This window comes from Luteibacter pinisoli, assembly GCF_006385595.1.
GTDB classification, from domain to species: Bacteria; Pseudomonadota; Gammaproteobacteria; order Xanthomonadales; family Rhodanobacteraceae; genus Luteibacter; species Luteibacter pinisoli.
This window is the reverse complement of record NZ_CP041046.1, coordinates 4,556,810-4,580,531: the sequence shown is the minus strand read 5'-3', so window position 1 is coordinate 4,580,531 and position 23,722 is coordinate 4,556,810. Positions and strand designations below refer to the sequence as shown.

Here is a 23,722-nt window from a genome sequence, read left to right as displayed (position 1 = left end):
GCCACCGGCGAACGATCGGCCCCGGGTGGGGTCGATCCAGGGCATGCGCCGTGGAATCGAGGTCACATGAGCCGGCTCGTCATCGTCGTGGAGAAAGCCTCGGACTGGGGCTCGTATTACCCATCCGCCGACGTCGTCAGCGCCATGGATTACCTCCGCGAGCCCGTCGGTGGCGACGACGAGCGCACGCACGTGATCAACCTCTGCCGCAGCTACAAATACCTCGGCACGGGCTATTACGTGTCCCTGCTGGCCGAAGCGCGCGGGCACAAGGTCATCCCCTCCGTGCGCACGGTGAACGACCTGCGCCGCCGCTCGCTGTACGGCCTGCACATCGACGACCTCAACGAAAAGCTCGAGAACTTCCTGCCCGCGCGTGGCCGGGACACGACCGACTTTGGCGTGCTGATGTATTTCGGCGAGACGGCCTACCCTGACCTGCAAGATCTTGCGCGACAGATCTTCGAACTGTTCCCGTGCCCGCTCATGCGGATCGAGTTCGAGCGCGAGCGCATCTGGCAGATTTCCGCGGTGAAGCCGGTAGGCCTGCACACGCTGGATGACGCGCAGGAAGACGCCTTCGCCGCGGCGCTGGAGAAGTTCTCGCGCAAGATCTGGCGCCGTCCGCGTGCGCGCAGGCAATACCGTTACGACATCGCGATGCTGGTGGACCCGAACGAATCGATGCCGCCGTCGAACAAGAAGGCGCTGAAGCATTTCATCGAAGCGGGCAAGCACCTCGGCATCGAGGTGGACCCGATCGGCAAGAACGACTACCAGCGCCTGGCCGAATACGACGGCCTGTTCATCCGCGAAACCACCGCCAGCGATAACCACACCTACCGCTTCGCCCATCGCGCCGAGCGCGAAGGCATGGTGGTGATGGACGACCCGACATCGATCCTGCGTTGCACGAACAAGATTTTTTTGAACGACCTGATGGTGTCGCGCAAGCTCGCCACGCCGAAAACCGAAATCCTCTATCGCGACGACATCCGCCGCCTGCGCGACCTGCCCGACGCGCTCGGCCTGCCCATCGTGCTGAAGATTCCCGATGGCTCGTTCTCGCGCGGCGTGGTGAAGGTGGAATCGGTCGAGGCGCTGGAGAAGGCCGCGGTGGACCTGTTCTCGCACAGCGCCCTGCTCATCGCCCAGGAATACCTGTACACCGAGTTCGACTGGCGCATCGGCGTGCTCAACCACGAGCCGCTGTACGCGTGCCAGTACTTCATGTCGCGCGGCCACTGGCAGATCTACAACCACGGCGCGAAAGGCACGGCCAAGTCCGGCGGTTTCCGCACGGTGCCGGTGCGCGAGGCGCCATCGGACGTGGTGAAGCTGGCGCTGAAGGCCACGCAGACGATTGGCGATGGCCTGTACGGCGTGGACCTCAAGCAGGTCGGCGACCGTCCGGTGGTGATCGAGGTGAACGACAACCCGTCGATCGACGCGGGCGTGGAAGATGCCTACCTCGGCGAAGACCTGTACCTGCGGATCATGCAGGAGTTCCTCCGCCGGCTTGAGCTGAAGCGGCTCGGCATCCAGCCTTAAGAGCCCTCAGCGGCGCATCAGCGCGGCGAGCAGGTCCAGCGGCAGCCGCGGCTTGATCGCCACCAGCACGCTCATCGGGGCGAGCAGCAGCCAGAACGTCGGCGTCCAGCCCAGGGTCTCGCTGCGCGCGGACAGCGGCGTCAGCAGGAGCAGCAGGAAGCCACCGGCCAGCCAGGCCAGGGCGATCAGGGCGACGGTGCGGCGCGGGGTCAGCGTGTCGTGCATGGCGTGCTCCTCGGTGCGGTGGGCGTGGAACGGATCCTGGCCCGCCGCCGTCTCAGATGCCGCGACCGTTGACCGCACGTTGATCTCGTTCGTTGCAGGCTGCCCCATGAGCCGCTTTCCCACCGCCTTGCTTCTCCTGGTTAGTGTCGCCGCCGCCAGCTGCGCGGCCGATGCGCCGCTGAAGACCGTGGACCACGTGGACCTGCCCCGTTACATGGGCACCTGGTACGTGATCGGCACCATTCCCAACATGTTCGAGCGCGGCAAGGTGGCCACCGCCGATGAGTACCGGTTGCGCCCCGACGGCACCATCGACAACTGGTTCCACTACCGCAAGGGCTTCGATGCCCCGGCCAAGAGCTGGCACGGCAAGGCCTGGCTGCCCGACCCGAAGGACGCCAGCCGCTGGAAGGTGCAGCTGCTGTGGCCCTTCCGCAGCGACTACTCGATTCTCGCCCTCTCCGACGATTACCGGATCAGCCTGGTCGGCCTGCCCTCGCGCAAGCTGCTGTGGGTGCTGGCGAAAGACCCGGTGATCGATGACGCGGTGTACCAGCGCCTGCTGGAGCTGGCGCGCGGGCAGGGCTATCCGGTGGAACAAGTGCGGAAAGTGCCGCAACGGGCGGAAGACGCCGGCAAGCCGGGATATCTCTAGGCCTTGCTAGAATCGCCTCGCCGGGCGCGGGGTCCGGCGTTGAGCCAGGAGAGTCCATGAGCGCTGAAGCGCCACGTTTCGCCGTCTTCGGTCACCCCATCGCGCATTCGCTGTCGCCCCGGATCCATGAGGCGTTCGCGGCGCAGCTGGGCATCCGCCTCGAGTACGCGACGATCGACGCCGAGCCGGCCCGGTTCGAGGCCGCCGTGCGCCAGTTCTTCGCGGAAGGCGGTGTGGGCGCCAACGTCACCCTCCCGCACAAGCATGCCGCTTTCGCGATGGCCGACGAACACACCGAAGCCGCCCGGCGCACCGGCGTGGCCAACACCCTGACCCGCCTGCCCGACGGCCGGATCAAGGCACACAACACGGATGGCGGCGGCTTCGTCCGCGACATCACCGAGCGTGGTGGCTTCGACCTGCGCGGCCACGATGCCCTGCTGCTGGGTGCCGGTGGCGCGGCGAAGGCCGTGGCCTGGGCGCTGATGGACGCCGGCGTGCAGTCGCTGACCATCGTCAACCGCACGCCCGAGCGTGCCGATGAAGTGGCCGACGCGATCGGCGAGCCGGCCCGTTGCCACACCCGCTACTGGGATGGCCTGGAAGGCGAATGCTTCGACCTGATCGTCAACGCCACCTCGATTGGCGTCACCGGCGGCGGTTTCGACCTGCCGATGTCCATCGTCCAGGACCACTCCACCGCCTACGACCTCTGCTACGGCGCATCGGCCGCTGAGTTCAAGGGCTGGGCCGTGGCCGCGGGCGTGCGCCCGGACTGGTTCCGCGACGGCCTGGGCATGCTCGTGGAACAGGCAGCCGACGCGTTCGAAGCCTGGCACGGCCAGCGCCCGGACACCGACCCGGTGTACCGGGAACTCCGCCAGCGCTACTGATGGCGCTAGCCTGCCGCCCCGGATGCGGGGCGTGCTGCATCGCCCCGTCGATCAGCTCGCCCATCCCCGGCATGCCCCACGGCAAACCCGCCGGCGTCCGCTGCATCCAGCTCGGCGCCGACCACCGCTGCCAGATCTTCGGCCACCCCGATCGCCCGAAGGTCTGCGCCGGCCTCCAGCCCGAGGCGGCGATGTGCGGGCCACATCGCGAGCATGCGATGGCGTGGCTGGCCGACCTCGAACGAGCTACTTCGGCGCCACCGCGTTAACGGGCGAGGCGCAGCTGTAAGTCGCGCGATAGTCGTAGCGTGGCGTGCCTGCGCCGGGTTCGGCAAGCACCAGATGGATCGTGTCCACTGCGGGCTTCGCACATCGATGCTGGGCTTCGGCGAAGCACGGCCGATCGCTGATGGCGTCTTCCGTACACGACACCGCGATGCCGGCGCTGGCTGGCAGGGCAGCCACCGTAGCGGGGGGCGATGAAGCACAGCCGGCCAGGGTGGCCAGCAGCATCGCGGGGCAAAGGATTCGTCGCGGGTATCGCATCGGCCACCTCCACGGTCCGGAAGGTAGCTTCACCGGATGACGGCGCGGTGTCAGCGAACCAGTTGGCGAATGCCGAGGGCCAGGATCACCGAGCCGCAGACGCGGTCGATGGCTTTCTTCCACTGGCGGTAACGCGTGGCGACGCGCGGCGTGGCGAACAGCACGGCGACGAAGGCGTACCAGGACGAGGCGACGACGGCCACGGTGGCCAGCATGCCCAGGAAGGTGGGCGCGTTGACGTGGGCTGGCGCGGCCGCGGCGAACACCGCCGCGAAGAAAGCCATCGACTTCGGGTTGGCGATGTTCGTGGCGACGCCGGCGCGGAACGACTGCCAGACGGTGGGGCCACCTTCGTTCACCCTCGCCTCGCTGGCGCTCCCCGCCTTCGCGATCAACCGGCCGCCGAACCAGACAAGGTAGAGGGCGCCGGCGATCTTCACCGCCAGGGCGATCCACGGGAAGGTGGCAAAGACGATGCCCACGCCCAGGATCGAGCAGCTGGCCCAGAACAGGTTCACCACGACGATCCCGGCCACCATCGCGAGGGCATCGGCCGTGTTGGTCGATGCCGCCTTGTGGGCGACGGCCACGAAGTTCGGCCCGGGGATCACCACGCCGACGACGTAGACGGACAGGACGACGGCGATGGCGTGGAGATCGAGCATCCCCGGATACTAAGGGAAGGCTGCGCCGTGCGCTCAGGCGGCGCTTACCACCACGAGGGCCAGGACAATCGCCACGACGTCCTCGACCAGGCCCGCCGGGCGGTCCGACTTGAACGCCCGGGCCATGGCCGTGCGGGCCGACGAGCCGCCGTAGGTGCCCAGCACCGCGCCGACGATGCCGGCAACGCCGCCGCCGATCAGCATCCCGTGGGCCGCCCCGACGCACGCGCCGCTCAGGGCGCCGGTGACCACGCGTGTGCCGAACTGCACGGGAATCTTGCGGCTGGGCGTGGTCGGCAGCTGGTCGGTCACCAGTTCGGCCAGGGCCGCGATGCCCAGGATCCACGGCGTCCACGCGTAACCCATGAAGGCTAGCGGCGTGCCGGCGAGGGCCAGGCCGCCGAAGCGGGCGGCGAACGACACGGCGGCCGGGGCGAGCATGGCGCGCAGTCCCGCGACGATGCCGATGAGCAGGGCAAGCAAAAGGATCATGACCGGTTCACTCCATGGGTGTGATGGGATTCGATGCCGGGCGGCGGGTCGCTGGCTTGTCCGAAACCACCGCCATGGGTGGCCGGTCACCGGCCTGCAACACTGGGCGGGGAAGATGGCGCGCCCGCAGGGGCCGTCCGACAGGGGGCCGGCCTGGTTGCGGGCTGTGTGACGGAACTACCCCCATGAACTCCGCTTCCCGTATCGCCGCGGTTCCCCGCCGCGCGATCATCGTCGTTGTCGTCACCGCCGTGCTGCTGGTGGCGGCGCTCGTGCTTGGCGTCCGCCAGCGCCACCAGCTTGCCGAGGCCGATGCGCCGGCGAAAATCCCGGAGCCCGTCGCCACGGCCGGCGCCTCGCCCGAAATCGACATCCTCCTCGGCCTGGCGCGCGACGCCACCCGCGAGGGGCGCCTCGTGGCCCCGCAGGGCAACAACGCCTACGAGTACTACCTCAGCATCCTCCAGCTCGACGTCAACAACGCCACGGCCACCGACGCCCTGCGCGAGACCCTGCCGTTTGCCTCGCAGGGCATCGAGCGGCAGATCAACCACCGCGACCTGGAAGAGGCGCGCCGGGAGATCGCCCTCCTTCGCGACTTCGATCCGACCAACTACACCCTGATCATCCTGGGCGCGAAGCTCGACGCCCAGCAGCAGGTGGTCACCGCCGAAGACGAGGCGAAGGCTGATGCGATGCGTCGGAAGAGCGGGGGCTGAGGCACCGGTTCATGGTCCGTGGCGGGGCGCTGTCTTAAGATCGGCGCTCCCCCCAAGGCAAGGAGCCTGTCCCATGTCCCGCATCGGAACCCTGTTTTTCATGGCGATCCTCGGCGGCGCCGCCCTCAGCGCCTGCCAGACCACCCCGGCCTCCCCGCCCGCACCGACGGCGGTGAAAGGCTTCGTTACCGATACCAAGGCCTTCGACGCCTTCATCGCCACGAAGCCCACGGCTGAGCAGTTCCATGCCGCCTACCCCGACGTCCAGCTGGTGATGCCCGACTCGATCACCACGCGGGAATTCCGGATGAACAACAGCCGCTATTACCCCCAGTGGGACGACAGCGGCCACATCACCGGCGGCAGGTTCCAGTAGGAACGCACCCTGTGCGCGACGCCCTTCGCGATCGCGCCACAGGGCCTCCCTCGAGGACCTAGAATGGCGCCATGCCTACGAACCTAAGGCCCTTCAAGGGCACCCTTCCCCGCCTCGGCGCCCGCGTCTATGTCGATCCGGCCGCCACGGTCATCGGCGACGTGGAACTGGCCGACGATGTCTCCCTCTGGCCGGGCGCCGTCGCCCGCGGCGACGTGCACCACATCCGTATCGGCGCGCGCAGCAACCTGCAGGACGGCGCCGTCATCCATGTGACCCACGACGGCCCGTACAGCCCGGGCGGCTTTCCCACCATCATCGGTGAGGACGTCACCATCGGCCATGGCGCGGTCATCCACGCCTGCACCCTTGAAGACGCCTGTCTGATCGGCATGCACGCCACCGTGCTCGACGGCGTGGTAGTGAAGAAAAACGCCTTTATCGCTGCCGGCGCGCTGGTCCCGCCCGGCAAGGTCGTCGGCGAGCGAGAACTGTGGGTCGGCAATCCCGCGAAGATGGTGCGGGTGCTGAGCGATGCGCAGGTAGAACAGTTGTATTACTCGGCGGCGAATTACGTTCGCCTGAAAGACACGTATCTGGCCGAACCAGGAGATGTCCATGGATAACAGCACTAACCCCCTTCTGGATCCCAGTGGCGACCTGGCCGCGTTCTCGGCTATCCGGCCCGAGCACGTGGAACCCGCGATCGACCGGCTGATCGCCAACGAGCGCGCCGGGATCGACCAGATCACCGCGGCTGGCGCCATCCGCGATTTCGAGCACGTCATCCTTGCCCAGGAGCGCCTGGACCAGGCGCTGTCCCGCGCGTGGTCGCCGGTGAGCCACCTGCATTCGGTGGCGGACTCCGCCGCGTTGCGCAAGGCGCATGGCGCCGCGGAAGAAAAGCTGACCGAGCACGGGCTCGAGGTAGGCCAGAACCGCGACCTGTACGCAGCCACCCAGGCCGTCGCCGACGATGCGGCGTTCGCCAGCCTCCCGGCGGCCGCGCGTGCCGCGGTGGAGCATGCCCTGCGTGATTTCCGGCTCTCCGGCGTCGCCCTGGAAGAACCCGCCCGTACCCGCTTCCGCGAGATCGGCGTGGAGCTGTCGCGCCTGACCACGGAGTTTTCCAACGCCGTGCTCGACGCGACCGAGGCCTGGCACAAGCACATCACCGACGAACGCGACCTGGCCGGCATCCCGGAATCGGGCCGCGCCGTGCTGCGTGAATACGCGCGCGAAGAGAAGCTCGACGGTTACCTCGTCACCTTGAAGCAGCCCAGCGTGCAGGCGGTGCTCACCTACGCCGAGAACCGCGACCTCCGCTTCGACGTGTACTACGCCTACCAGACGCGTGCCTCGGACGAAGGCCCGAACAAGGGCAAGTTCGACAACTCCGAACGCATCGAGAAGATCGTGGCGCTGCGCCACGAAGCCGCGCAGCTGCTGGGCTTTGCCAACGCCGCCGAGGAATCGCTGGCAACGAAGATGGCGAGCTCGCCGCAGGTGGTGCTCGATTTCCTGCGCGACCTTGCCGCGAAAGCACGGCCGCGCGCCCGCGAAGAACTGGCGGAACTGCGCCGCTTCGCCACCGACACACTGAAGATCGACAACCTCGAACCCTGGGACGTCGCCTTCGCCGCCGAACGCCTGCGTCAGGATCGCTACGCGCTGGACGAAGAGCAGCTGAAGCCGTACTTCCCGGCGCAGCAGTCGGTGGACGGCCTGTTCGCCGTGGTCGAGCGCCTCTACGGCGTCACCTTCACGCCGCGCGACGACGTGGACACCTGGCACAAGGACGTCCGCTATTACGACCTGAGCAACGCCGACGGCACCATCTTTGCCGGCGCCTACCTCGACCTGTACGCGCGCTCCGGCAAGCGTGGCGGTGCGTGGATGGACGTGAGTGCCGCACGCTTCCGCGATGGCGACCACCTGCAGCTGCCGGTGGCCTTCCTCACCTGCAACTTCCCGCCGCCGACCGACGGCGCGCCGGCGTTGCTGACCCACGACGACGTGCTCACCCTGTTCCACGAATTCGGCCACGGCCTGCACCACATGCTGACCGAGGTGGATATCCCCTCCGTCGGCGGCATCGATGGCGTGGAGTGGGACGCGGTGGAACTGCCCAGCCAGTTCATGGAGAACTTCGCCTGGGACCGCGAGGCCCTGCGCTCCTTCGCGAAGCACTACCAGACCGGCGAGCCGCTGCCCGACGAACTTTACGAGCGCATGCTCAAGGCCCGCCATTTCCACACCGGCATGTTCCTCGTCCGCCAGCTGGAATTCGGCCTGTTCGATTTCCGTCTGCACCTGGAATACGACCCGGCCCGGGGTGCGCGCCCGATGGAGGTGCTGGAGCAGGTACGCAAGGAAGTGTCGGTGCTGCACCCGCCGGCATGGCAGCGCTTCCCGCATGCCTTCACCCACGTGTTCGCCGGCGGCTACTCGGCCGGCTATTACAGCTACCTGTGGGCGGAAGTGCTCTCGGCCGATGCGTTCGAACCGTTCGAAGCGGCGGGCGTGCTGGACCGCGCCACCGGTGAGCGTTTCCGGAAGGAAATCCTCGCCGTGGGCGCCACCCGTCCTGCCCTGGCCTCGTTCACGGCCTTCCGCGGCCGGGAGCCCAGCCCGGATGCGTTGCTCAGGAGCTACGGCCTCACCGCCTGACCGCCGGGGGAAACCCATCTGACGCCGGGTCGTCACGTGGGTTTCCTTTACAATGCGGCGATGAAGATTGCCTCCTGGAACGTCAATTCGCTCAAGGTCCGCCTGCCCCACCTCCAGCAGTGGCTGGCCGAGGCGCAGCCGGACATTCTTGCGCTGCAGGAAACCAAGCTCACCGACGACAAGTTCCCCGTCGACGAGATCGCCGCGATGGGTTACCGCGTCGTGTACTCGGGGCAGAAGACCTATAACGGCGTGGCCATCCTGGCGAAGGATGAGCTGACCGACATCGTCACCGATATCGAAGGCCTCGACGATCCGCAGCGGCGCATCCTCGCGGCCACCGTGGGCGACGTGCGCGTCATCAATCTTTACGTGGTGAACGGCAAGGCGCTCGGCGACGAGAAGTACACCTACAAGCTGCACTGGCTGGAGCGCGTGCGCGCCTTCATCGCGCAGGAAATGGCGAAGCACGCGAAGGTGGTGGTGCTGGGCGATTTCAACATCTGCCGCGACGACCGCGACGTGTACGATCCCGTGGCCTGGGGCGAGGATATTTTCTGCTCGCCGCCCGAGCGCGCGGCACTGCAGGCGATCCTCGACACCGGCCTGCACGACAGCTTCCGCCTGTTCTCCGACGAGGCCGGCCTCTTCAGCTGGTGGGACTACCGCCAGGCCGCGTTCCGGCGCAACATGGGGCTGCGGATCGACCTCATCCTGATCAGCGACGCCCTCAAGGCCGCCGCCGTCTCGTCCATCATCGACAAGGCGCCGCGGAAGTGGGAGCAACCGTCCGACCACGCGCCCGTCGCGCTGGAGTTAACGCTTTGAACGTACCCAAATCCGAATGGCCCAGTTCGCTTGACGACAAGGAACTGGAAGAACTCGACACCTACCTGCGCGTGCACGGGCGGGAAGGTGACCTGATGCTCGACGGCGTGCACGGACTGCTGTCCGCCATCGCCGTCGGCCCACTCGAAGTCCAGCCTGACGAATGGTTGCCCGAAGTGCTGCACGACGCGTTCACCGATGAGGATGAAGGCAATCGCGTGCTGGCGCTGCTGGCCAAGCTCAACGACTCCATCACCGCCGAACTCGACGTGGAAGCGTACGAGCCGATCCTCGGTGAAATCGATACCGAAGAAGGCCCGATGCTCTCCGCCGCCGGCTGGTGCGAAGGCTTCAGCCGTGGCATCGACATGCGCGCCGCGCTGTGGGAAACGCGCCTGGCCGAAGACCCGGAACTGATGCAGCTGCTTGGCCCGGTGATGGCGCTGGCGGTGGACGAAGGCGTGCTGCAGGCAGACGCGGAGTTCGAGCGGCTGAGCGACGAAGAATACGACGAGTGCCTGGGCCAGCTGCCCGAGGTGCTCGCCGTGGTGACGGCCTACTGGCGCGACAACGTCCCCACGGAAAAGGAGATCGCCGCCATGGCGACGCGCCCCACCGACGAGGAGCCGCCGCCGCGGCATCGCTCCGGCCACTGGGTGCACTGAGTCCCATGGGCCAGCGCAGCATCACGCGCCGCGTGCGCGGCATGGATACCGCCGACGGCGCCGGCGTGAAGCTCAAGCGCGTGATCGGCCAGCCGGCGCTCGACATGCTGGACCCGTTCCTCACGCTCGACGAATTCCGTTCGGACCAGGCCGGCGATTACATCGAAGGCTTCCCGGACCACCCGCACCGCGGGTTCGAAACCGTCACCTACATGCTCGCCGGGCGCATGCGCCACGGCGACAACCAGGGCAACCAGGGCGATCTCGGCCCCGGCAGCGTGCAGTGGATGACCGCCGGCCGCGGTCTTATCCATTCGGAAATGCCGCAGCAGGAAGAAGGCCTGATGTGGGGCTTCCAGCTGTGGGTGAACCTGCCCGCCGCCGACAAGATGACCGCGCCGCGCTACCAGGACATCCCGCCCTCGGACATTCCCGTGGTGCAGCCCGCTCCCGGGGTGACGGTGAAGGTCGTCGCCGGCGAGCTGGCGGGCGCGACGGGTCCGGTGTCCGGCATCGCCACCGATCCGATCTACCTGGATATCGCGCTGGAGGCGGGCGCGGCGTTGGACGTGGCCCTGCCGGAAGGCCACAGCGCCTTCGCTTACGTGTTCGATGGCAAGGCGGCGAGCGTCGCCGGCCAGGTGCTCTCGCGCGGCGAGCTGGCCGTGCTGTCGAAGGGCGATACGGTGGCCTTCGCCGCCGCGGAGCCTGCCCGGCTCCTGCTGGTCGCGGGACGCCCGCTGGCCGAGCCGGTCGCGCGCTACGGTCCGTTCGTCATGAACACGCCCGCGCAGATCCACGAAGCGATCGCGGACTTCCGCGCCGGCAAGTTCTGAAACTGAACAAGGCCGGGAAGTTCCCTGCCGCGTTTAAGTGCCGGACGGGGAAGGGTTTGTAGGCTTGGGCCCATGCGCTTCTTCCTCACCGTAATCCCGCTAACGGCCGCCTTCATCATCGCGGCCTGCTCGCCCCCGGGGCCCCAGGCGCCCGCGGGCGCGGCCCCCGCCGCCGCCAGTACGGCCTCCTCCCCGGCGCCCGGTCGCCTCGCACCGGCCACGGCCGCCCTGGGTACCCCTGAGTGGTTCAGCTGGGTCGACACGACCCTGGCCGTGAGCGACGACGGGCACGGCCCGCAGCCGAACACCCCGGCCTGGGATCAGGCCGTGAACGCCAAGCTGGGCGAGGAAGCCCCGCAGTCTGAACCGGGCTCGGCGGAATGGCAGCAGGCGGTGGACGCCCTGCTACGGACGCGCGTCGCCGCCCACTGACGCCTGGGTCTGGCCCTTGGTGACCTTGATCTCGCCCGATGGCAGGGACAGCACCAGGCCGCCCGGCGGATGGATCGGCTGGGTGATGGTCAGCGTCGCCTTGCCGTTCTTCGCTTTCAGCGTGTAGCCCAGGCGGCCATACGGCGTGCGCAGGTCCTGGACGGTGATGCCGTCGCCTTCGAGCCAGGCGGGCTGGACGCCCGCGGCCAGCACCATGGCGCCGTCGGCGTCGCGATCGTAGGCGAACAGATCCAGCGCCGAGCGCACGTAGTCCGAGGCGATCCACGCGTGCGGCATGTCGCCGACGAAGCGCGGCTTGCGTGGGTCGTGGCCCACCACTTCCGCCCACTGGTTCCACGCTGCCGGCCGGCGGTCGGCGAAGAAGAACGCGATGAGATCGTTGGTCCGTTCACGCCAGCCGAGGCGGACGAACGTCGCGATCGTGCGCAGTTCGTAGGGCGTGTAGTCCTCCCACGCCACGCTGCCGTCGCGGCGGGCGACGAAGGTCTGCCAGTACTTCTCGAACGTCCCGTCGACCAGCGCCTTCGGCAGGCGCGAGCCTTCACCACCGGGCGAGAGCGCAATCGTCGTCGAGGTGGCATCGAAGTCGCCGAGCTCCGCGGAACCGGGAATGAAGCTGAGGCCTTTGGCTTTCACCGCAGCGTCGATCGAGGCGTGCAGGTCGTCGCGGAACTGGTCGCGCGAGGTGCCGAAGCGCGACGCGTCGTCGGCGTGGCCCAGCGCGGTCGCCAGGTCCGCGGCGTCTTCGTAACCCTTCAACGCCCAGAAATCATCCCAGTACGAATGCATCGGCTTGGCCGAATAGCCTTCGTGGCTGATCGAGGCCGGCATCAGGCCGTACAGGGCGCGGTCGGCGCCTTGCAGCCGCGCGGGCTGGCGCTCGCTGGCGCGCAGCGTGTCCATGTACTCCGCTGCCTTGCGCACGTGCGGGTACAGCGCCTCCACCGTGGCGCGGTCGTGCGTGTAACGCCACAGCTCGGCGACACTGGAGATCAGCTCGCCGTGGCTGTCGTTTTCCGGCACGGGATCGGAGCCGCGCGTGTCCACGCAGCAGGGCACCTTGCCGTTCAAAAACTGGTGCGGCGCGTACCAGGTGATGAACTCGCGCGCGACATCGTCATGGCCCGTGCGCAACAGGCCTTCCAGCATCATCGCGCCATCGCGCACCCACGTGCGTGAGTACGAGCGCGTGCCCGGCTGCAACGCCGGGCCGTCACGTGAGATGAGGATCTGGCCGATGCCGCTCTTCATCGTATCGACGATGGGCTGCGCCACGGCGGGTACGGTGATCGACACGCGGTCCAGCTTCTCGCGCCACTGCGCCGCCACCGCGTCCGCGTGCGAAGCCAGCCACGCCGACACATCCGTGGGCACGGCCACCGCATCGTCCTGCGCCACCGGCACCACGAGCCCGAGATCGACATGCCCGTGCGCCGGCACGTGCACCGGATAAAGCAACGCGCCCTGCGCGAAGCCCGATGCGTCGCGCAAGCCGTTGGCACCCAGCGCCAGGCTGCCGGGTGATTCGCCACCCTCGATGCGCTCGGTCAGCATCTTCGGCGTATTCACGGAGCCGATGACCGCCCCGGTCTTCTGCAGCGGGATCACCTTGCGGCTGCCGTTGACGGTCAGCGCCGTCCCATCCCACGCCAGCTCACGAATCGTCGCGATGCCGCCTGGTGCATTGAGGAACTGTGTCGGCGGGTTCACCTGGAACGGCCGCGCGGCGAGCATCACGGTGACGTCGCGCGGCGCATCGCCCGCGTTGGCCACGCGATAGGACAGCACGAGTTCGGAGGCACCCGCCGCACCCTGGGCAAACGCCGTGGTGCTCAGCGACAGATCGCCCTTCGTCCACGCCACCGAAGGCATCGGCAGGTAGCGATCGCGCAGCGACTGCGTGGTCGTGACATCCGCCCACGTCACCAGCTTGCCCTGGTCGAGCAGGAAGGGTTCGATGGAGAAGCCGCCGCGGGTGATCTCTACCGCGCCATCCTCGGAAATCAACGCCGAATCACGGCTGCCGCCGTCGACGCCGACGATGGTCCAGTACGACTGCTCGCCGGAGAAGCCGCGCGGGTAGAGTCCGCGACGAACCGCCGTGGCGCGCTGCTCGAACACCGCATTGGCGGTTGGCGCCGGTGCCGGCACGGCGGCCGGCTTGCGCGCCACCAGCGCGAGGTTGTCGAAGCAGACCTCGCCCTTGTCAGGGCCGGCCTGCGGCTGGGCTTCCTTGTAGACGACGAATTCCACCTCGCGCGTGTGGCGCAGCGTGCGGTCCTTCGTCGGGCCCCAGGCAAACTCCACCTGGCGGCTGGTGGCGTCCACGGTTTTCCACTGCGTGGGCGGCACGAAGCCCGACTGCTGGTACCACCACACGTTGTCGCCGCTGTCGTCGATCAGCTTCAGCTGCAACGTGTTCGCCGGCATCGCGCCGCGCACGTCGAAGCTCAACGCAAAGCCGGCGGGGAAATCGATCGGCAGCGTCTTGCGGATCGACGCCGCGCCGGACACGCCGTTGAAATCGAACGCAAGGCAGACGCCCTGGCCCTTCGTGCCCGGCACGGCATGCAGCGACGCGGAGACATCATCGGTATGCGTGGCGACCCAGCCGGTGGTGGCGTCGAACGTGTCCAGCGTCGTCGCCTGCGCGCCCGTACCCACGAGCGCGGCAGCGAGGAATCCCAGTGCTTTCATGGCTTACCCCTTCACGCTGCCGAGCAGCAGGCCTTCCAGGTAGTAGCGCTGCAGCGCCAGGAACAGCACGAGCACGGGCAGGATGGTGACGACCGAGCCGGCCATCATCAGTTCGCTGTCCTGCACGTGCTCGCGTGACAGCGAGGCCAGCGCGATGGGCAACGTGTAGTGCTCCTGGCCGGTCAGCGCGATCAACGGCCACATGAAATCGTTCCACGCGGCAAGGAAGGTGAAGATCGCCAGCGTCACCATGATCGGCTTGAGCAGCGGCATGACGATGGTGGCGAAGATGCGGAACTCGCCCGCGCCATCGATGCGCGCCGCTTCCATCAGGTCGTCCGGGATACCGCTCGCATACTGGCGGACGAGGAAGATGCCGAAGATGGTGGCCAGCGCGGGGACGATGACCGCCCCGTAGGTATTCACCAGGCCCATGTACTTCAACAGCAGGAACAGCGGCAGCATGGCGACCTGGGCCGGGATGACCAGCGCGCCGAGCAGCAGCTGGAACAGCCGCGCACGGCCCTTGAACTCCAGCTTGGCGAACGCGTAGCCGGCCATCAGGTTGAAGGCCAGCGACACCACGGTGATCGAGGTCGACACCAGCAGGCTGTTGAACAGGTAACGGCCCATGCCCGCGTTGAGGAACAGCTGCCGGTAGTTGGCCAGCGTCCAGTGCGTGGGCAGCACCGGCGGCGGCAACGCGCTCGCCTCGCCCGGCGTCATGAACGATACCGAGACCATGTACAGCAGCGGCGCGATCGCGACGGCGGCCGCCGCGATCAGCAGGCCATTGATGACGGCTTTCGCCATGCGCGGGCTCATGCCGGCTCTCCCCGCTTCGACAGGCGAAGCATCGCCGCGGTCACCGCGAACATGATCACGAACAGGATGAAGGCCACGGCCGAGGCCGAACCGAGGTTCCACCACTTGAAGCCTTCTTCATACATCAGGTACAGCACCGACGTCGTGCTCTGCAGCGGGCCGCCTTCGGTCATCACGTAAGGCTCGGCGAACAGCTGGAAGTAGCCGGACACGGTGAGGATGCTCACCATCAGCATCGTCGGCTTCAGCATCGGCAGCGTGATGTGGCGGAACTGCGCCCAGGCGGATGCGCCATCGATGCGCGCCGCTTCGTACAGGTCGGCGGGAATCGCCTGCAGGCCGGCCATGAAGATGATCATGTTGTAGCCGAAGTTCTTCCACACCGCGAACAGGATGATCGTGGGCATCGCCCAGTGCGGATCGCCCAGCCAGTCCACGGTGGGCATGCCGATGGCATCCAGGGTGTAGTTGATCAGGCCGTACTTGGTATTGAACAGGTAGCGCCAGATCACCGCGACGGCGACCACCGTGGTCACCACCGGCGCAAACAGCGCCGTGCGGAAGAACGGCTTGAAGCGGGCCAGCGGCGAGTTCAGCAGCATGGCCGCGCCCAGCGAGGCCAGCAGCGACAGCGGCACGCCCACCACCACGAAGTACACCGTATGGCCCAGCGCCGACCAGAACAGCGGACGCTGCAGCAGCGCCCAGTAATTCTGCAACGCCACGAAGCGCAGGTTGCGGATGTCCGCCAGCGCGTAGAGGTCGTAATCGGTCACCGACAGCACCAGCGCGGCGACCACCGGCAGCAGGAAGAACAGCCCGAGGATGATCAGCGCAGGGGTGATGAAGAGCCAGGCGGCACGGGAGGTGTTCATGGCGTTGCCTTGTGGCCGTGGTCGAGCATCCAGCGGCGCTTCTCGAGGAGACGGTCGGCGCGGCGGTCGATCTCGGCCGCGGCCTGGTCGATGGTGAGGTCGCCATGCGCGGCCTGCGCGGCCACCAGCTGCATCTCGGTGACGATGCGCTCCCATTCCGCCACCGGCGGCGTGGCCTTCACCCGCTCCAGCTGGTCGCGGAACGCGGCGGCCTTGTCGTCATCGCGCAGCGCGGGCGCCGTCCACGAGGAACGTCGCGGCGGCATGTCGCCGAGGATCTGGTAGAAGCGCTCCTGGATCGCCGGCCGGGACAGGAACTCGATGAGCGCCCACGCATCGTCCTTGTGCTTCGAGGCGCGGTAGATCACCAGGCTGGACCCGCCGGCATTCGATGCGCCCGGGCCATCGGGGCCCGGCAACGGCGTCGTCGCCCAGTCGCCCTGCTGCTCCGGCGGCAGGCGCTTGCGGAACTCACCGATGTTCCACGGGCCGGACAGGTAGAACGCGTAGAAGCCCTGGCCAAACGCGGCCCACGGGTTGCCGACGCCGACGTTGGTCATCATCGGCGCCTGGTCGTCCTTGAACAGCGACACGTAAAAGGCCAGGGCCTTCTTGAAGCCCGGGCTCTGGAAATTGCCGTAGCGGCCGTTGTCGCGCAGCAGCGGGTCCGGCTGCTGCAGGGCCAGCGACAGCAGCTGCTCGAATTCGTTGGTCGGCAGCAGCACGCCGTAGGCCTTGCCGCGCGGCTGGGCCAGCTTCGCCATCATGGCCTGCCATTCCGCCCAGTCGCGCGGCGGATGGTCGTAGCCGGCCTTCGCCAGCAGGTCCTTGCGGTAGAACAGCAGGCGCGTGTCGACGTACCACGGCACGCCATACAGCGTGCCGTCGATGACATTGGTGGACCAGATGGCCGGGAAGTAATCGGCCGGGTCGACCACCTTCGAGGCCTTCACCCGCGCGTCGAGCGGCTCCAGCGCGCCGAGCGCCACCATCTCCGGGATCCAGGTGTTGCCCAGCTGGGTGATGTCCGGCGTGGAATCGCCCGCATACGCGGTGAGCAGCTTCTGGTGGGCCGCCGTCAGCGGCAGCTGCTGCACTTCCACGTGCAGGCCCGGATGCTCGTGTTCGAACTCGGGAAGCAGTTGCTGCACCGCTTCGCCCTCGCGGCCGATCGTCCACAGCTGCAGCGTCCGCGTGCCGCTCTCTTCCTTCGCGCACGACGACAGCGCCACGCCGGCAAGGGCCAGCGCGGCGACGAAGCCAAGGCGGGTGGCGCGAATCACCACAGGGTGGAAGCCGTCTCGGCGTCCAGCCAGCCGCCGGTGAAGCCGGCACGCTGCAGGCCCTTGCGGATGTACGGGTTCTTCTTCATCACGTTCCAGACGAACTCGCTGCGGTAGTTCTCGATCATCAGCACGATCGGGCCCTGGTCGATGCCCAGGTGCACGGTATCGGCCCAGCCGAAGCCCGGTACCACCTGGCCGGTGCGCAGGTCGGTGTGCGTGTCGAAGGTGAGGTTGAACGCGTCGACAAAGCCGTACTTGGTGAAGATGTACTTGCCGTACTTCGCCTTCATCTCTTCCAGCGCGGGGATGACGATTTCCGGGGCGAAGGCGATGGAGCCGCCGGCCGCCGTCGGCACGATGGTGCCGTCGTCGGAGATGTAGTCCAGGCCGGCGCCGCGCGCGGTATAGCCCTGGTACGTACGCTCCTTGTCGCCCTGCTTGATGATCAGGCCGCCCGGGCCGTTGCTCGCCGTGAGGCCCCAGACGTTCTTGCCATAGCCCGTCCAGCCGCCCGGGTTGGCCACGGCGTAGGCCTGCTGCGAATACGCGGCGCGGCGGCTGTTCTCGAAGTAGTCCAGGCCCTTCTCGCGGTTCCACGCATCCTTGATGCCGCGGAAGTCCACCCAGGTGTGGCTGTACTGGTGGCCGAACATCGGCGCGAAGTTCAGGAAGGTCTGGCCGTGGAACTCGCCCCAGGTCTTATCGTAGGTTTTCGTCCACGCGGTCCACGCGTCGTCACCCACCGGATGCGTCGGCGAGCCCAGCGCCAGGATGTAGACAAGCATGCCTTCGTTATAGCCGGCCCAGTCGTGCGGGATCATCTTGCCGCCCGGCGTCCAGCCCATGCTGATCAGCGGCGAGTGGTTCTGCAGCCAGGTCCAGTCCACGCGGCGGTAGATCTGGTCGGCCAGGTCGCGGATTTCCTTTTCCTTGGGCGTGTCGTGGTCGTAATAGCTCTGCGCGAACAGCACGCCGCCGAGCAGCAGCGTGGTATCCACCGACGAGACCTCCACCCAGCGCGCGAAGCGCTTGCCGGTCTGCATGTCGAGGAAGTGGTAGTAGAAGCCGTGGACGCCGGTGGCGTCGTCCTCGGTCTCGTTCTGCGCGGACTCGTTAAAGAACTTCAGCGTGGCCAGCGTGCGGTCCACCGCCTGGTCGCGGGTGACGTAACCGCGCTCCACGCCCACGCCGTAGGCGGTGAGGCCGAAGCCCACCGAGGCGATGGAAGCGAAGGAATTGGTCGGGTAGTGATCCGGGATCAGCCCGTTCTCCGGGTTGGCGCTATCCCAGAACCACTGGAAGGTGCGCTTCTCGAGGTCGGCGATCATCGGCGGCACGGGGTGCAGGTCCTTCGACATCACGGCGGCCGGCCTGGCCGCCTTGGCGCCCTTGGTGGCGTCGCGGGCCATGGCCAGGGGGGCGGTGCACGCCAGCAGGGCGGCGAGGGCGAGGGTCAGGCGCTTGGTGGTCGAAGCTTTCATGGGGGAAGTCCTTGGAGCTGTTTCGAGGCTAACGCGAACCGCGTGGGGACGGTGTTCGCGTAAACGTTTACGTCGCGAGGCCAGAAGAAGGCCCCGAAGGGCCCTGGTCGAAGTCAAAACCATACGGGGCGCCACCCCCCGTGTCCATGCCCCGGAAGGTCATGCGGCGACCTGCGGGGCGGGGCATTCGCGGGCGATGAACTGTTCGTGCGCCGGCATCAAGTCGACATTCTTCGACACCACCTCGCGCACGCTGGCCAGGAACTTCACCAGGTCCGCATCGGGCATCTGGTCCACCAGCGGATGGTAGCCGGTGGGCATGATGCCCTGGCCGACCATCACCTGGACCCAGCTGACCAGGCCGAACATCTCCTCGGCATTGCGGAAGAAACGCCCGCTATGCCGGAACAGGTCGATATTGGCCTGCAGGGACTCGGGGATCGGCATGGTCCGGCAATGGTTCCAGAACGCCGAATCGTCGCGCTCGGTGGCCTTGTAATGCAGGATCAGGAAATCGCGGATCCGCTCGGCTTCAAAGCGCGACTGCTCGTTGTAGCGGTCCACCAGCACCGGGTCGATATCGCCGGTGGCCGGGAAGAGCTGCAGCAGGCGCGAGATGCCGGACTGGATCATGTGGATGGACGTCGACTCCAGCGGCTCCATGAAGCCGCTGGACAGGCCCAGGGCCACCACGTTGCGCATCCACGCCTTGCGCCGGATGCCGGTGGTGAAGCGCAGCGGCTTCGGGTCGGCCAGTGCCACGCCGTCGAGGTTGCCGAGCACGGTGGCCGCGGCTTCGTCGTCGCTGAGGTACTGGCTGGAATACACGTAGCCGTTGCCGGTGCGGTGCTGCAGCGGAATGCGCCACTGCCAGCCGGCTTCGCGCGCGGTGCTGCGCGTATACGGCGTGGGCGGGCCCACCTTCGCGCACGGCACGGCCATGGCGCGGTCGCAGGGCAACCAGTGGCTCCAGTCCTCGTAGCCGGACTGGCAGGTACCTTCGATCAGCAGGCCGCGGAAGCCCGTGCAATCGATGAACAGGTCACCCTCCACGCGATCGCCGTTCTCCAGGCGCACCGCGGTGACGTAGCCGTTCTCCGGGTTGGTTTCCACCTCCCGCACCTTGCCTTCGGTGCGGCGCACGCCGCGTTCTTCGGCGAACTGGCGCAGGAAGCGCGCGTACAGCGCGGCATCGAAATGGTACGCGTAGGCGATGCTGCCCAGCGGATTGCTCGGTGGCACGTCGACGGGCGCGGGCATGAACTTGCCGCGCATCGCCGCCACCGTGTTGACGGAATAATCGAGCAGGTCAGCGGCCTCGCCGCGCAGGCGGCCCTTGATCCAGTACTGGTGGAACGGAACGAGGCCAATGTCATGGCCCATGGAACCGAAGCCGTGCACGTACGTGTCGCCCTTGCGGCGCCAGTCACGGAATTCGATACCGAGTTTGAACGTCCCCTGGGTGCGCGCGACGAACTGCGCTTCATTCAGGCCCAGGAGCTGGTTGAACGCCTTGATGTGCGGGACGGTGGCTTCACCGACGCCGACGATGCCGATCTCTTCGGATTCCACAAGGCGGATGCTGGCGTGCTGGCCCAGCGTTCGCGAGAAGGCCGACGCCGCCATCCAGCCGGCCGTACCGCCGCCCACAATGACAATCTTCGTCGTGCCGTTGCTCATCGCGCGGAACCATCATGCCGGAAGAGAAAAGACGCCCGCGGGGAGACTCGCGGGCGTGAAGGAGGCGCATCCGGTCTTGCCCACCGGATGCACCCTTGCTACAGCGATAACGCTTAGAACTTGAAGCCGGCGGTGATCTTCGCCGTGCGCGGCACACCCGTGATGTTGCCGTCCTTGTTGTAGACCACCGGCGAACCCACCGCGTTCGGACCTACGTTCGAGGTGTAATCCGCGAAGTTCTTCCAGTTGAACACGTTGAGCAGGTCGATGCGGACGTAGAACTTGGTCTGGTCGTTCTCGTTGACCAGGAAGTCCTTGGTGGCCTGGAGGTCGATCTCGCGGTAACCCCAGATCTTGCCCCCCACCAGGAACTTCGATGCCGGCGGCACGGCTGCGATCGGGTACGACGACTCACCCTTCGCATAGACGCAGCCCGAACCGCAGTTCTGGAAGCCGTTCCACGGCAACGGCGTCGCCACGATCAGCTTGCCGGAGAAGGTGAAGCCCCACGGACCATCCAGCGAGCCGGTGGCCACGAAGCGATGCTTGGCGGCGGCGTTCGAGGTGATGAACGGGTAATCGCGGATCGAGCCGTAATCGAACGAGTAGTGCTCGTTGATATCGCGGTTCTGCTTGGCGTGGCTATAGGTGTACGCGAAGTTCGCGCTCCAGCCCGATTCGCGGGTGTACGGCTTGTCGGTCGACAGCAGCACCTGGGTCGTCGCGGTACGAATACCGTTATCGCCACGGATCATCGAACCGAAGCCCGGGATGCCGTTGTTCCAGGGCTGGCCGCCGTTCTGGAAGAACGAGCCATCCGGGTAACGGTTGCCGAGGGTGAACACGAAGCCGTCGTAGGACAGCACGCGGGTGATGGTCGCGTCGGTGTTCCAGTCACCCAGCTTGTTCGACATGCCGATGCTGAACTGATCCGAGTACGGTGCGCGCAGGTTGTTGTTGAGCATGTCAACTTCCTGGCCCAGGTTCGTGCCCTGCACGAGGCCCTGGAGCGTGCTCAGGCCGTTGAGGTAGGCCGGATCCCACGCAAAGCAGCTGTTCACGCCGACCGTGCAGGGGTGGCTCGCCGTGTTGATGTTGATCGCCTGGTACGGCAGCGCGGACTTGGTCTGCTCAAGCTGCAGGTAGTCGTACAGGTTGCGGTCGTACGAACGACCGACACCACCGTGGATCACATGCTCTTCGTCGGCGAACAGGTCATACGAGAAGCCCAGGCGCGGTGCCCACTGGTTCTGCGCATGGCGGTTGCTGCCGTTGCTGATGTAGTTCTGGTAGTCGATGCCGCCCTTGGCCAGCGTCTGCGCGTAGGTCTGGCCCGGGAACTGGCCCTGGGCATTCGGATCGAGCGAATTGAACGCGTTGACCACGCTCTCCGGAGTCACCCACTCGAGGTACGACGGGGTCTTCTCCTTATCCCAGCGCACGCCAAGGTTCAGGGTCAGGTGATCGTTCACCGACCAGTCGTCCTGGATGTAGGCGCCGTACTGCTTGTCCTTCGTCTCGGAAACCGAGTTCAGGCCCGGGACCGGGTTGGAGAACTGGATCTTGTACGGGATCGCTTCGGTGCCCGTGTCGTCCACGCTGTAGGTGTACTGCGGGTTGACGTCCTGGGAGTCCTGCGCATGCAGGGTCACTTCCTTGTACTTCCAGCCCATCTTCACGACGTGGTCGCCGTGCCAGGTCAGGTCGTTGAAGGTGAAGTCATCCGACAGCATCGGGCCTTCCTGGCCCTTGATCTGGGTGGCCAGCGGCGAGGCGGCGCCGATACCGATGATGGTGGCGTCGTTGGCCGGCTTGTACGTGTAGTTGTAGCCGTTGCCGTAGTTCACCGGCAGCGGGTCGTTCGACGAATTCTCGTACGACGCCTTCAGCTCGTTGAAGTACCAGTCGCCGCTATGCTGCCAGCGGAACGTGCCGCGGGTGTCATGGTTCTCGGTGAAGATGGACTGCGAAACCGACTGGCCCTGGCCGATGTTGTCGGCCTGGGTTTCACGGCGCACCTGGGTGCTGATCTCGATACGGTCGCGATCGGTGAATTCCCAGTCGATCTTGCCGAAGTACAGCTTTTCGTCGAACGGCAGGCTGGCCGAACCGAAGGCGTTCTGCGCGGCGGTCGGCAGCAGGCCGATCGCACTGGCCGGCGCATCGGAGCCCGGGCTCACGGTGATCGGCGTATCGAACTTCTTCTGTTCGAAGGTCACGAAGAAGTGCATCTGGTCCTTGATGATCGGACCACCCAGCGCGAAGCCGTATTCCTTCTCGAACGAACGCGCCTTGTCACCGTCTTCTTCCGACGGGGTGCGGCTGCGGTACTTGTCCGAGGTGTAGGTATCGAACACTTCACCGTGGAACTCGTTGGTGCCCGACTTGGTTTCCGCGGTGATCGCCGCCGACGAGACCTGGTCGTACTCGGCCTTGTAGTTCGAGGTGATGACCTTGTACTCGCCGATGGCGAGCTGCGGGAACGGGTTGCCCTGGCTGTTCACCTGGCCGGAGACGCCGCCTTCCTTCACGTAGCTCTTCTGGCCCACGCCGTCGATGAAGACGTTGACCGAGCTGTCGTTCTGGGCACCGCCGCGCAGCGAGGTATGGCCCTGCGCATCGACGCTGAACACCATGCCGGGGACGGTATCGGCGAACTCAAGGAAGTTGCGCGACACCTGCGGGATGGTCTGGATCTGGCGCAGCGAAATGGTCTTGGCCACTTCCGGCGTCTTCACTTCGGTCAGCGTCGAGGCGCTGACGGTGACGCCTTCCATCGAGGTGGCATTCGCCGCGGTGGCGGCCGGCGCCGTGGACGAGGCGGCAAGGTTGAGCGTCGCCGTGGAGGCGACCGTCAGGGTGACGTTCTGCTGCGTGCCCGGGCCAGCATCCACCTGGTAGGTGGCCGGCGGCAGGCCGTTGATGATGTAGGCGCCGTCCGAACCGGCGGTGGCCTTGCGGGTCGTGCCCGTCTGCGGGTTGAACGCGGTGACCTGCGCGCCCGGCGTGGCCTTGCCCTTCAGGGTAGCGGTGACGGTCTGCGCCATCGTGGCGGTCGGTGCAACGGCCGCGGCGATGCTGGCGGCGATCACGCCGCACAGCAGTTTTTTCTTCATGTGCTTCGAAGCGTTCATGGTACCCCTCTCTCCCAATAACTCTCTGTGTGTGCGACCCGGTCCGGCTGGGCTTGGGTACGACGTCCGGCCTTCCAGCCGCGTCGCGGTGGTCGAAGCCACCTCATCAAAGGCGATCTGCGACGTACCCCCGCCCGTTCCGCGCGCGGACCGGATGGTTCTCGATATCC

General features: G+C 66.9%; 23 protein-coding genes. 12 read left to right on the top strand and 11 right to left on the bottom strand.

All coding sequences use genetic code 11. The features are described 5' to 3' along the window. Nucleotides 1-66 precede the first annotated feature (66 nt). Complete coding sequence (locus FIV34_RS20715; RefSeq protein ID WP_139985474.1) at nucleotides 67-1,551, top strand: RimK family protein; 1,485 nt, start codon at nucleotides 67-69, stop codon at nucleotides 1,549-1,551. Between the two features lie 6 nt (nucleotides 1,552-1,557). On the opposite strand, the gene FIV34_RS20710 is transcribed toward FIV34_RS20715, so the two are convergent. Continuing rightward, the gene (locus FIV34_RS20710; protein ID WP_246058703.1) at nucleotides 1,558-1,884 is read right to left on the bottom strand and encodes a hypothetical protein; all 327 of its coding nucleotides are present in this window, start codon (nucleotides 1,882-1,884) and stop codon (nucleotides 1,558-1,560) included. Between FIV34_RS20710 and FIV34_RS20705 the strand changes: the two genes are divergently transcribed. From FIV34_RS20705 to FIV34_RS20695, 3 genes are read left to right on the top strand one after another with little or no spacing between them, the layout of a single operon-like run. Continuing rightward, nucleotides 1,883-2,431 (top strand): lipocalin family protein, encoded by a 549-nt coding sequence (locus FIV34_RS20705; protein WP_170207675.1) that lies wholly within the window; start codon nucleotides 1,883-1,885, stop codon nucleotides 2,429-2,431. The genes FIV34_RS20710 and FIV34_RS20705 overlap by 2 nt on opposite strands. 56 nt (nucleotides 2,432-2,487) lie before the next feature. Then, nucleotides 2,488-3,324, top strand: a complete 837-nt coding sequence (gene aroE, locus FIV34_RS20700) for a shikimate dehydrogenase (RefSeq protein WP_139985468.1) — start codon at nucleotides 2,488-2,490, stop codon at nucleotides 3,322-3,324. After that, nucleotides 3,324-3,593 (top strand): YkgJ family cysteine cluster protein, encoded by a 270-nt coding sequence (locus FIV34_RS20695; protein WP_139985466.1) that lies wholly within the window; start codon nucleotides 3,324-3,326, stop codon nucleotides 3,591-3,593. The genes aroE and FIV34_RS20695 overlap by 1 nt, the downstream gene beginning before the upstream one ends. Here FIV34_RS20695 and FIV34_RS20690 read toward each other — a convergent pair. The 3 genes from FIV34_RS20690 to FIV34_RS20680 are packed head-to-tail and all read right to left on the bottom strand — an operon-like array spanning nucleotide 3,571 to nucleotide 5,027. Next, nucleotides 3,571-3,870, bottom strand: a complete 300-nt coding sequence (locus tag FIV34_RS20690) for a hypothetical protein (protein WP_139985464.1) — start codon at nucleotides 3,868-3,870, stop codon at nucleotides 3,571-3,573. The two genes, FIV34_RS20695 and FIV34_RS20690, sit on opposite strands and share 23 nt — an antisense overlap. A gap of 50 nt (nucleotides 3,871-3,920) precedes the next feature. Continuing rightward, entirely contained in the window at nucleotides 3,921-4,535 is a 615-nt protein-coding gene (locus tag FIV34_RS20685) for a LysE family translocator (protein ID WP_139985462.1), read from the bottom strand. Nucleotides 4,536-4,568: 33 nt separating this feature from the next. Then, the gene (locus FIV34_RS20680; RefSeq protein ID WP_139985460.1) at nucleotides 4,569-5,027 is read right to left on the bottom strand and encodes a DUF4126 family protein; all 459 of its coding nucleotides are present in this window, start codon (nucleotides 5,025-5,027) and stop codon (nucleotides 4,569-4,571) included. Nucleotides 5,028-5,212: 185 nt separating this feature from the next. Between FIV34_RS20680 and FIV34_RS20675 the strand changes: the two genes are divergently transcribed. From FIV34_RS20675 to FIV34_RS20640, 8 genes are all read left to right on the top strand, one after another. Continuing rightward, a complete protein-coding gene (locus FIV34_RS20675; RefSeq protein WP_246058702.1) occupies nucleotides 5,213-5,746 on the top strand; it encodes an energy transducer TonB in 534 nt (177 codons plus the stop codon). Between the two features lie 73 nt (nucleotides 5,747-5,819). Beyond that, nucleotides 5,820-6,122: a hypothetical protein gene (locus FIV34_RS20670; RefSeq protein ID WP_139985458.1), complete on the top strand. Its 303-nt coding sequence runs from the start codon at nucleotides 5,820-5,822 to the stop codon at nucleotides 6,120-6,122. A 71-nt stretch (nucleotides 6,123-6,193) separates the two neighbouring features. Beyond that, the gene (locus FIV34_RS20665; RefSeq protein ID WP_139985456.1) at nucleotides 6,194-6,748 is read left to right on the top strand and encodes a gamma carbonic anhydrase family protein; all 555 of its coding nucleotides are present in this window, start codon (nucleotides 6,194-6,196) and stop codon (nucleotides 6,746-6,748) included. Then, entirely contained in the window at nucleotides 6,735-8,792 is a 2,058-nt protein-coding gene (locus FIV34_RS20660) for a M3 family metallopeptidase (RefSeq protein ID WP_139985454.1), read from the top strand. Before FIV34_RS20665 ends, FIV34_RS20660 begins: the two co-directional genes overlap by 14 nt. A 60-nt stretch (nucleotides 8,793-8,852) precedes the next feature. Then, complete coding sequence (gene xth / locus FIV34_RS20655) at nucleotides 8,853-9,620, top strand: exodeoxyribonuclease III (protein ID WP_139986150.1); 768 nt, start codon at nucleotides 8,853-8,855, stop codon at nucleotides 9,618-9,620. After that, a complete protein-coding gene (locus FIV34_RS20650) occupies nucleotides 9,617-10,285 on the top strand; it encodes a YecA/YgfB family protein (RefSeq protein WP_139985452.1) in 669 nt (222 codons plus the stop codon). Before xth ends, FIV34_RS20650 begins: the two co-directional genes overlap by 4 nt. 5 nt (nucleotides 10,286-10,290) lie before the next feature. After that, nucleotides 10,291-11,121 (top strand): pirin family protein, encoded by an 831-nt coding sequence (locus FIV34_RS20645; protein WP_139985449.1) that lies wholly within the window; start codon nucleotides 10,291-10,293, stop codon nucleotides 11,119-11,121. 72 nt (nucleotides 11,122-11,193) lie between these two features. Beyond that, nucleotides 11,194-11,553 (top strand): hypothetical protein, encoded by a 360-nt coding sequence (locus tag FIV34_RS20640; protein ID WP_139985447.1) that lies wholly within the window; start codon nucleotides 11,194-11,196, stop codon nucleotides 11,551-11,553. Here the strand turns inward: FIV34_RS20640 and FIV34_RS20635 are convergent. The 7 genes from FIV34_RS20635 to FIV34_RS20605 form a co-directional block, all read right to left on the bottom strand. Further along, nucleotides 11,527-14,271: a glycoside hydrolase family 15 protein gene (locus FIV34_RS20635; protein ID WP_139985445.1), complete on the bottom strand. Its 2,745-nt coding sequence runs from the start codon at nucleotides 14,269-14,271 to the stop codon at nucleotides 11,527-11,529. The two genes, FIV34_RS20640 and FIV34_RS20635, sit on opposite strands and share 27 nt — an antisense overlap. A 3-nt stretch (nucleotides 14,272-14,274) precedes the next feature. Continuing rightward, nucleotides 14,275-15,096 carry a carbohydrate ABC transporter permease gene (locus FIV34_RS20630; protein WP_139985443.1) on the bottom strand — a complete coding sequence of 274 codons (822 nt, stop codon included), beginning with the start codon at nucleotides 15,094-15,096 and terminating at the stop codon, nucleotides 14,275-14,277. After that, complete coding sequence (locus FIV34_RS20625) at nucleotides 15,093-15,971, bottom strand: carbohydrate ABC transporter permease (RefSeq protein WP_139985441.1); 879 nt, start codon at nucleotides 15,969-15,971, stop codon at nucleotides 15,093-15,095. The genes FIV34_RS20630 and FIV34_RS20625 overlap by 4 nt, the downstream gene beginning before the upstream one ends. Beyond that, nucleotides 15,968-17,254, bottom strand: a complete 1,287-nt coding sequence (locus FIV34_RS20620; protein ID WP_425462903.1) for a sugar ABC transporter substrate-binding protein — start codon at nucleotides 17,252-17,254, stop codon at nucleotides 15,968-15,970. The genes FIV34_RS20625 and FIV34_RS20620 overlap by 4 nt, the downstream gene beginning before the upstream one ends. Beyond that, entirely contained in the window at nucleotides 17,251-18,738 is a 1,488-nt protein-coding gene (locus FIV34_RS20615; protein ID WP_246058701.1) for a glucoamylase family protein, read from the bottom strand. Before FIV34_RS20615 ends, FIV34_RS20620 begins: the two co-directional genes overlap by 4 nt. 159 nt (nucleotides 18,739-18,897) lie before the next feature. Continuing rightward, entirely contained in the window at nucleotides 18,898-20,418 is a 1,521-nt protein-coding gene (locus FIV34_RS20610) for a tryptophan halogenase family protein (protein WP_139985437.1), read from the bottom strand. A gap of 113 nt (nucleotides 20,419-20,531) precedes the next feature. Continuing rightward, nucleotides 20,532-23,552, bottom strand: coding sequence for a TonB-dependent receptor (locus FIV34_RS20605; protein ID WP_139985435.1), 3,021 nt, complete (start codon nucleotides 23,550-23,552; stop codon nucleotides 20,532-20,534). Nucleotides 23,553-23,722: the final 170 nt, after the last annotated feature.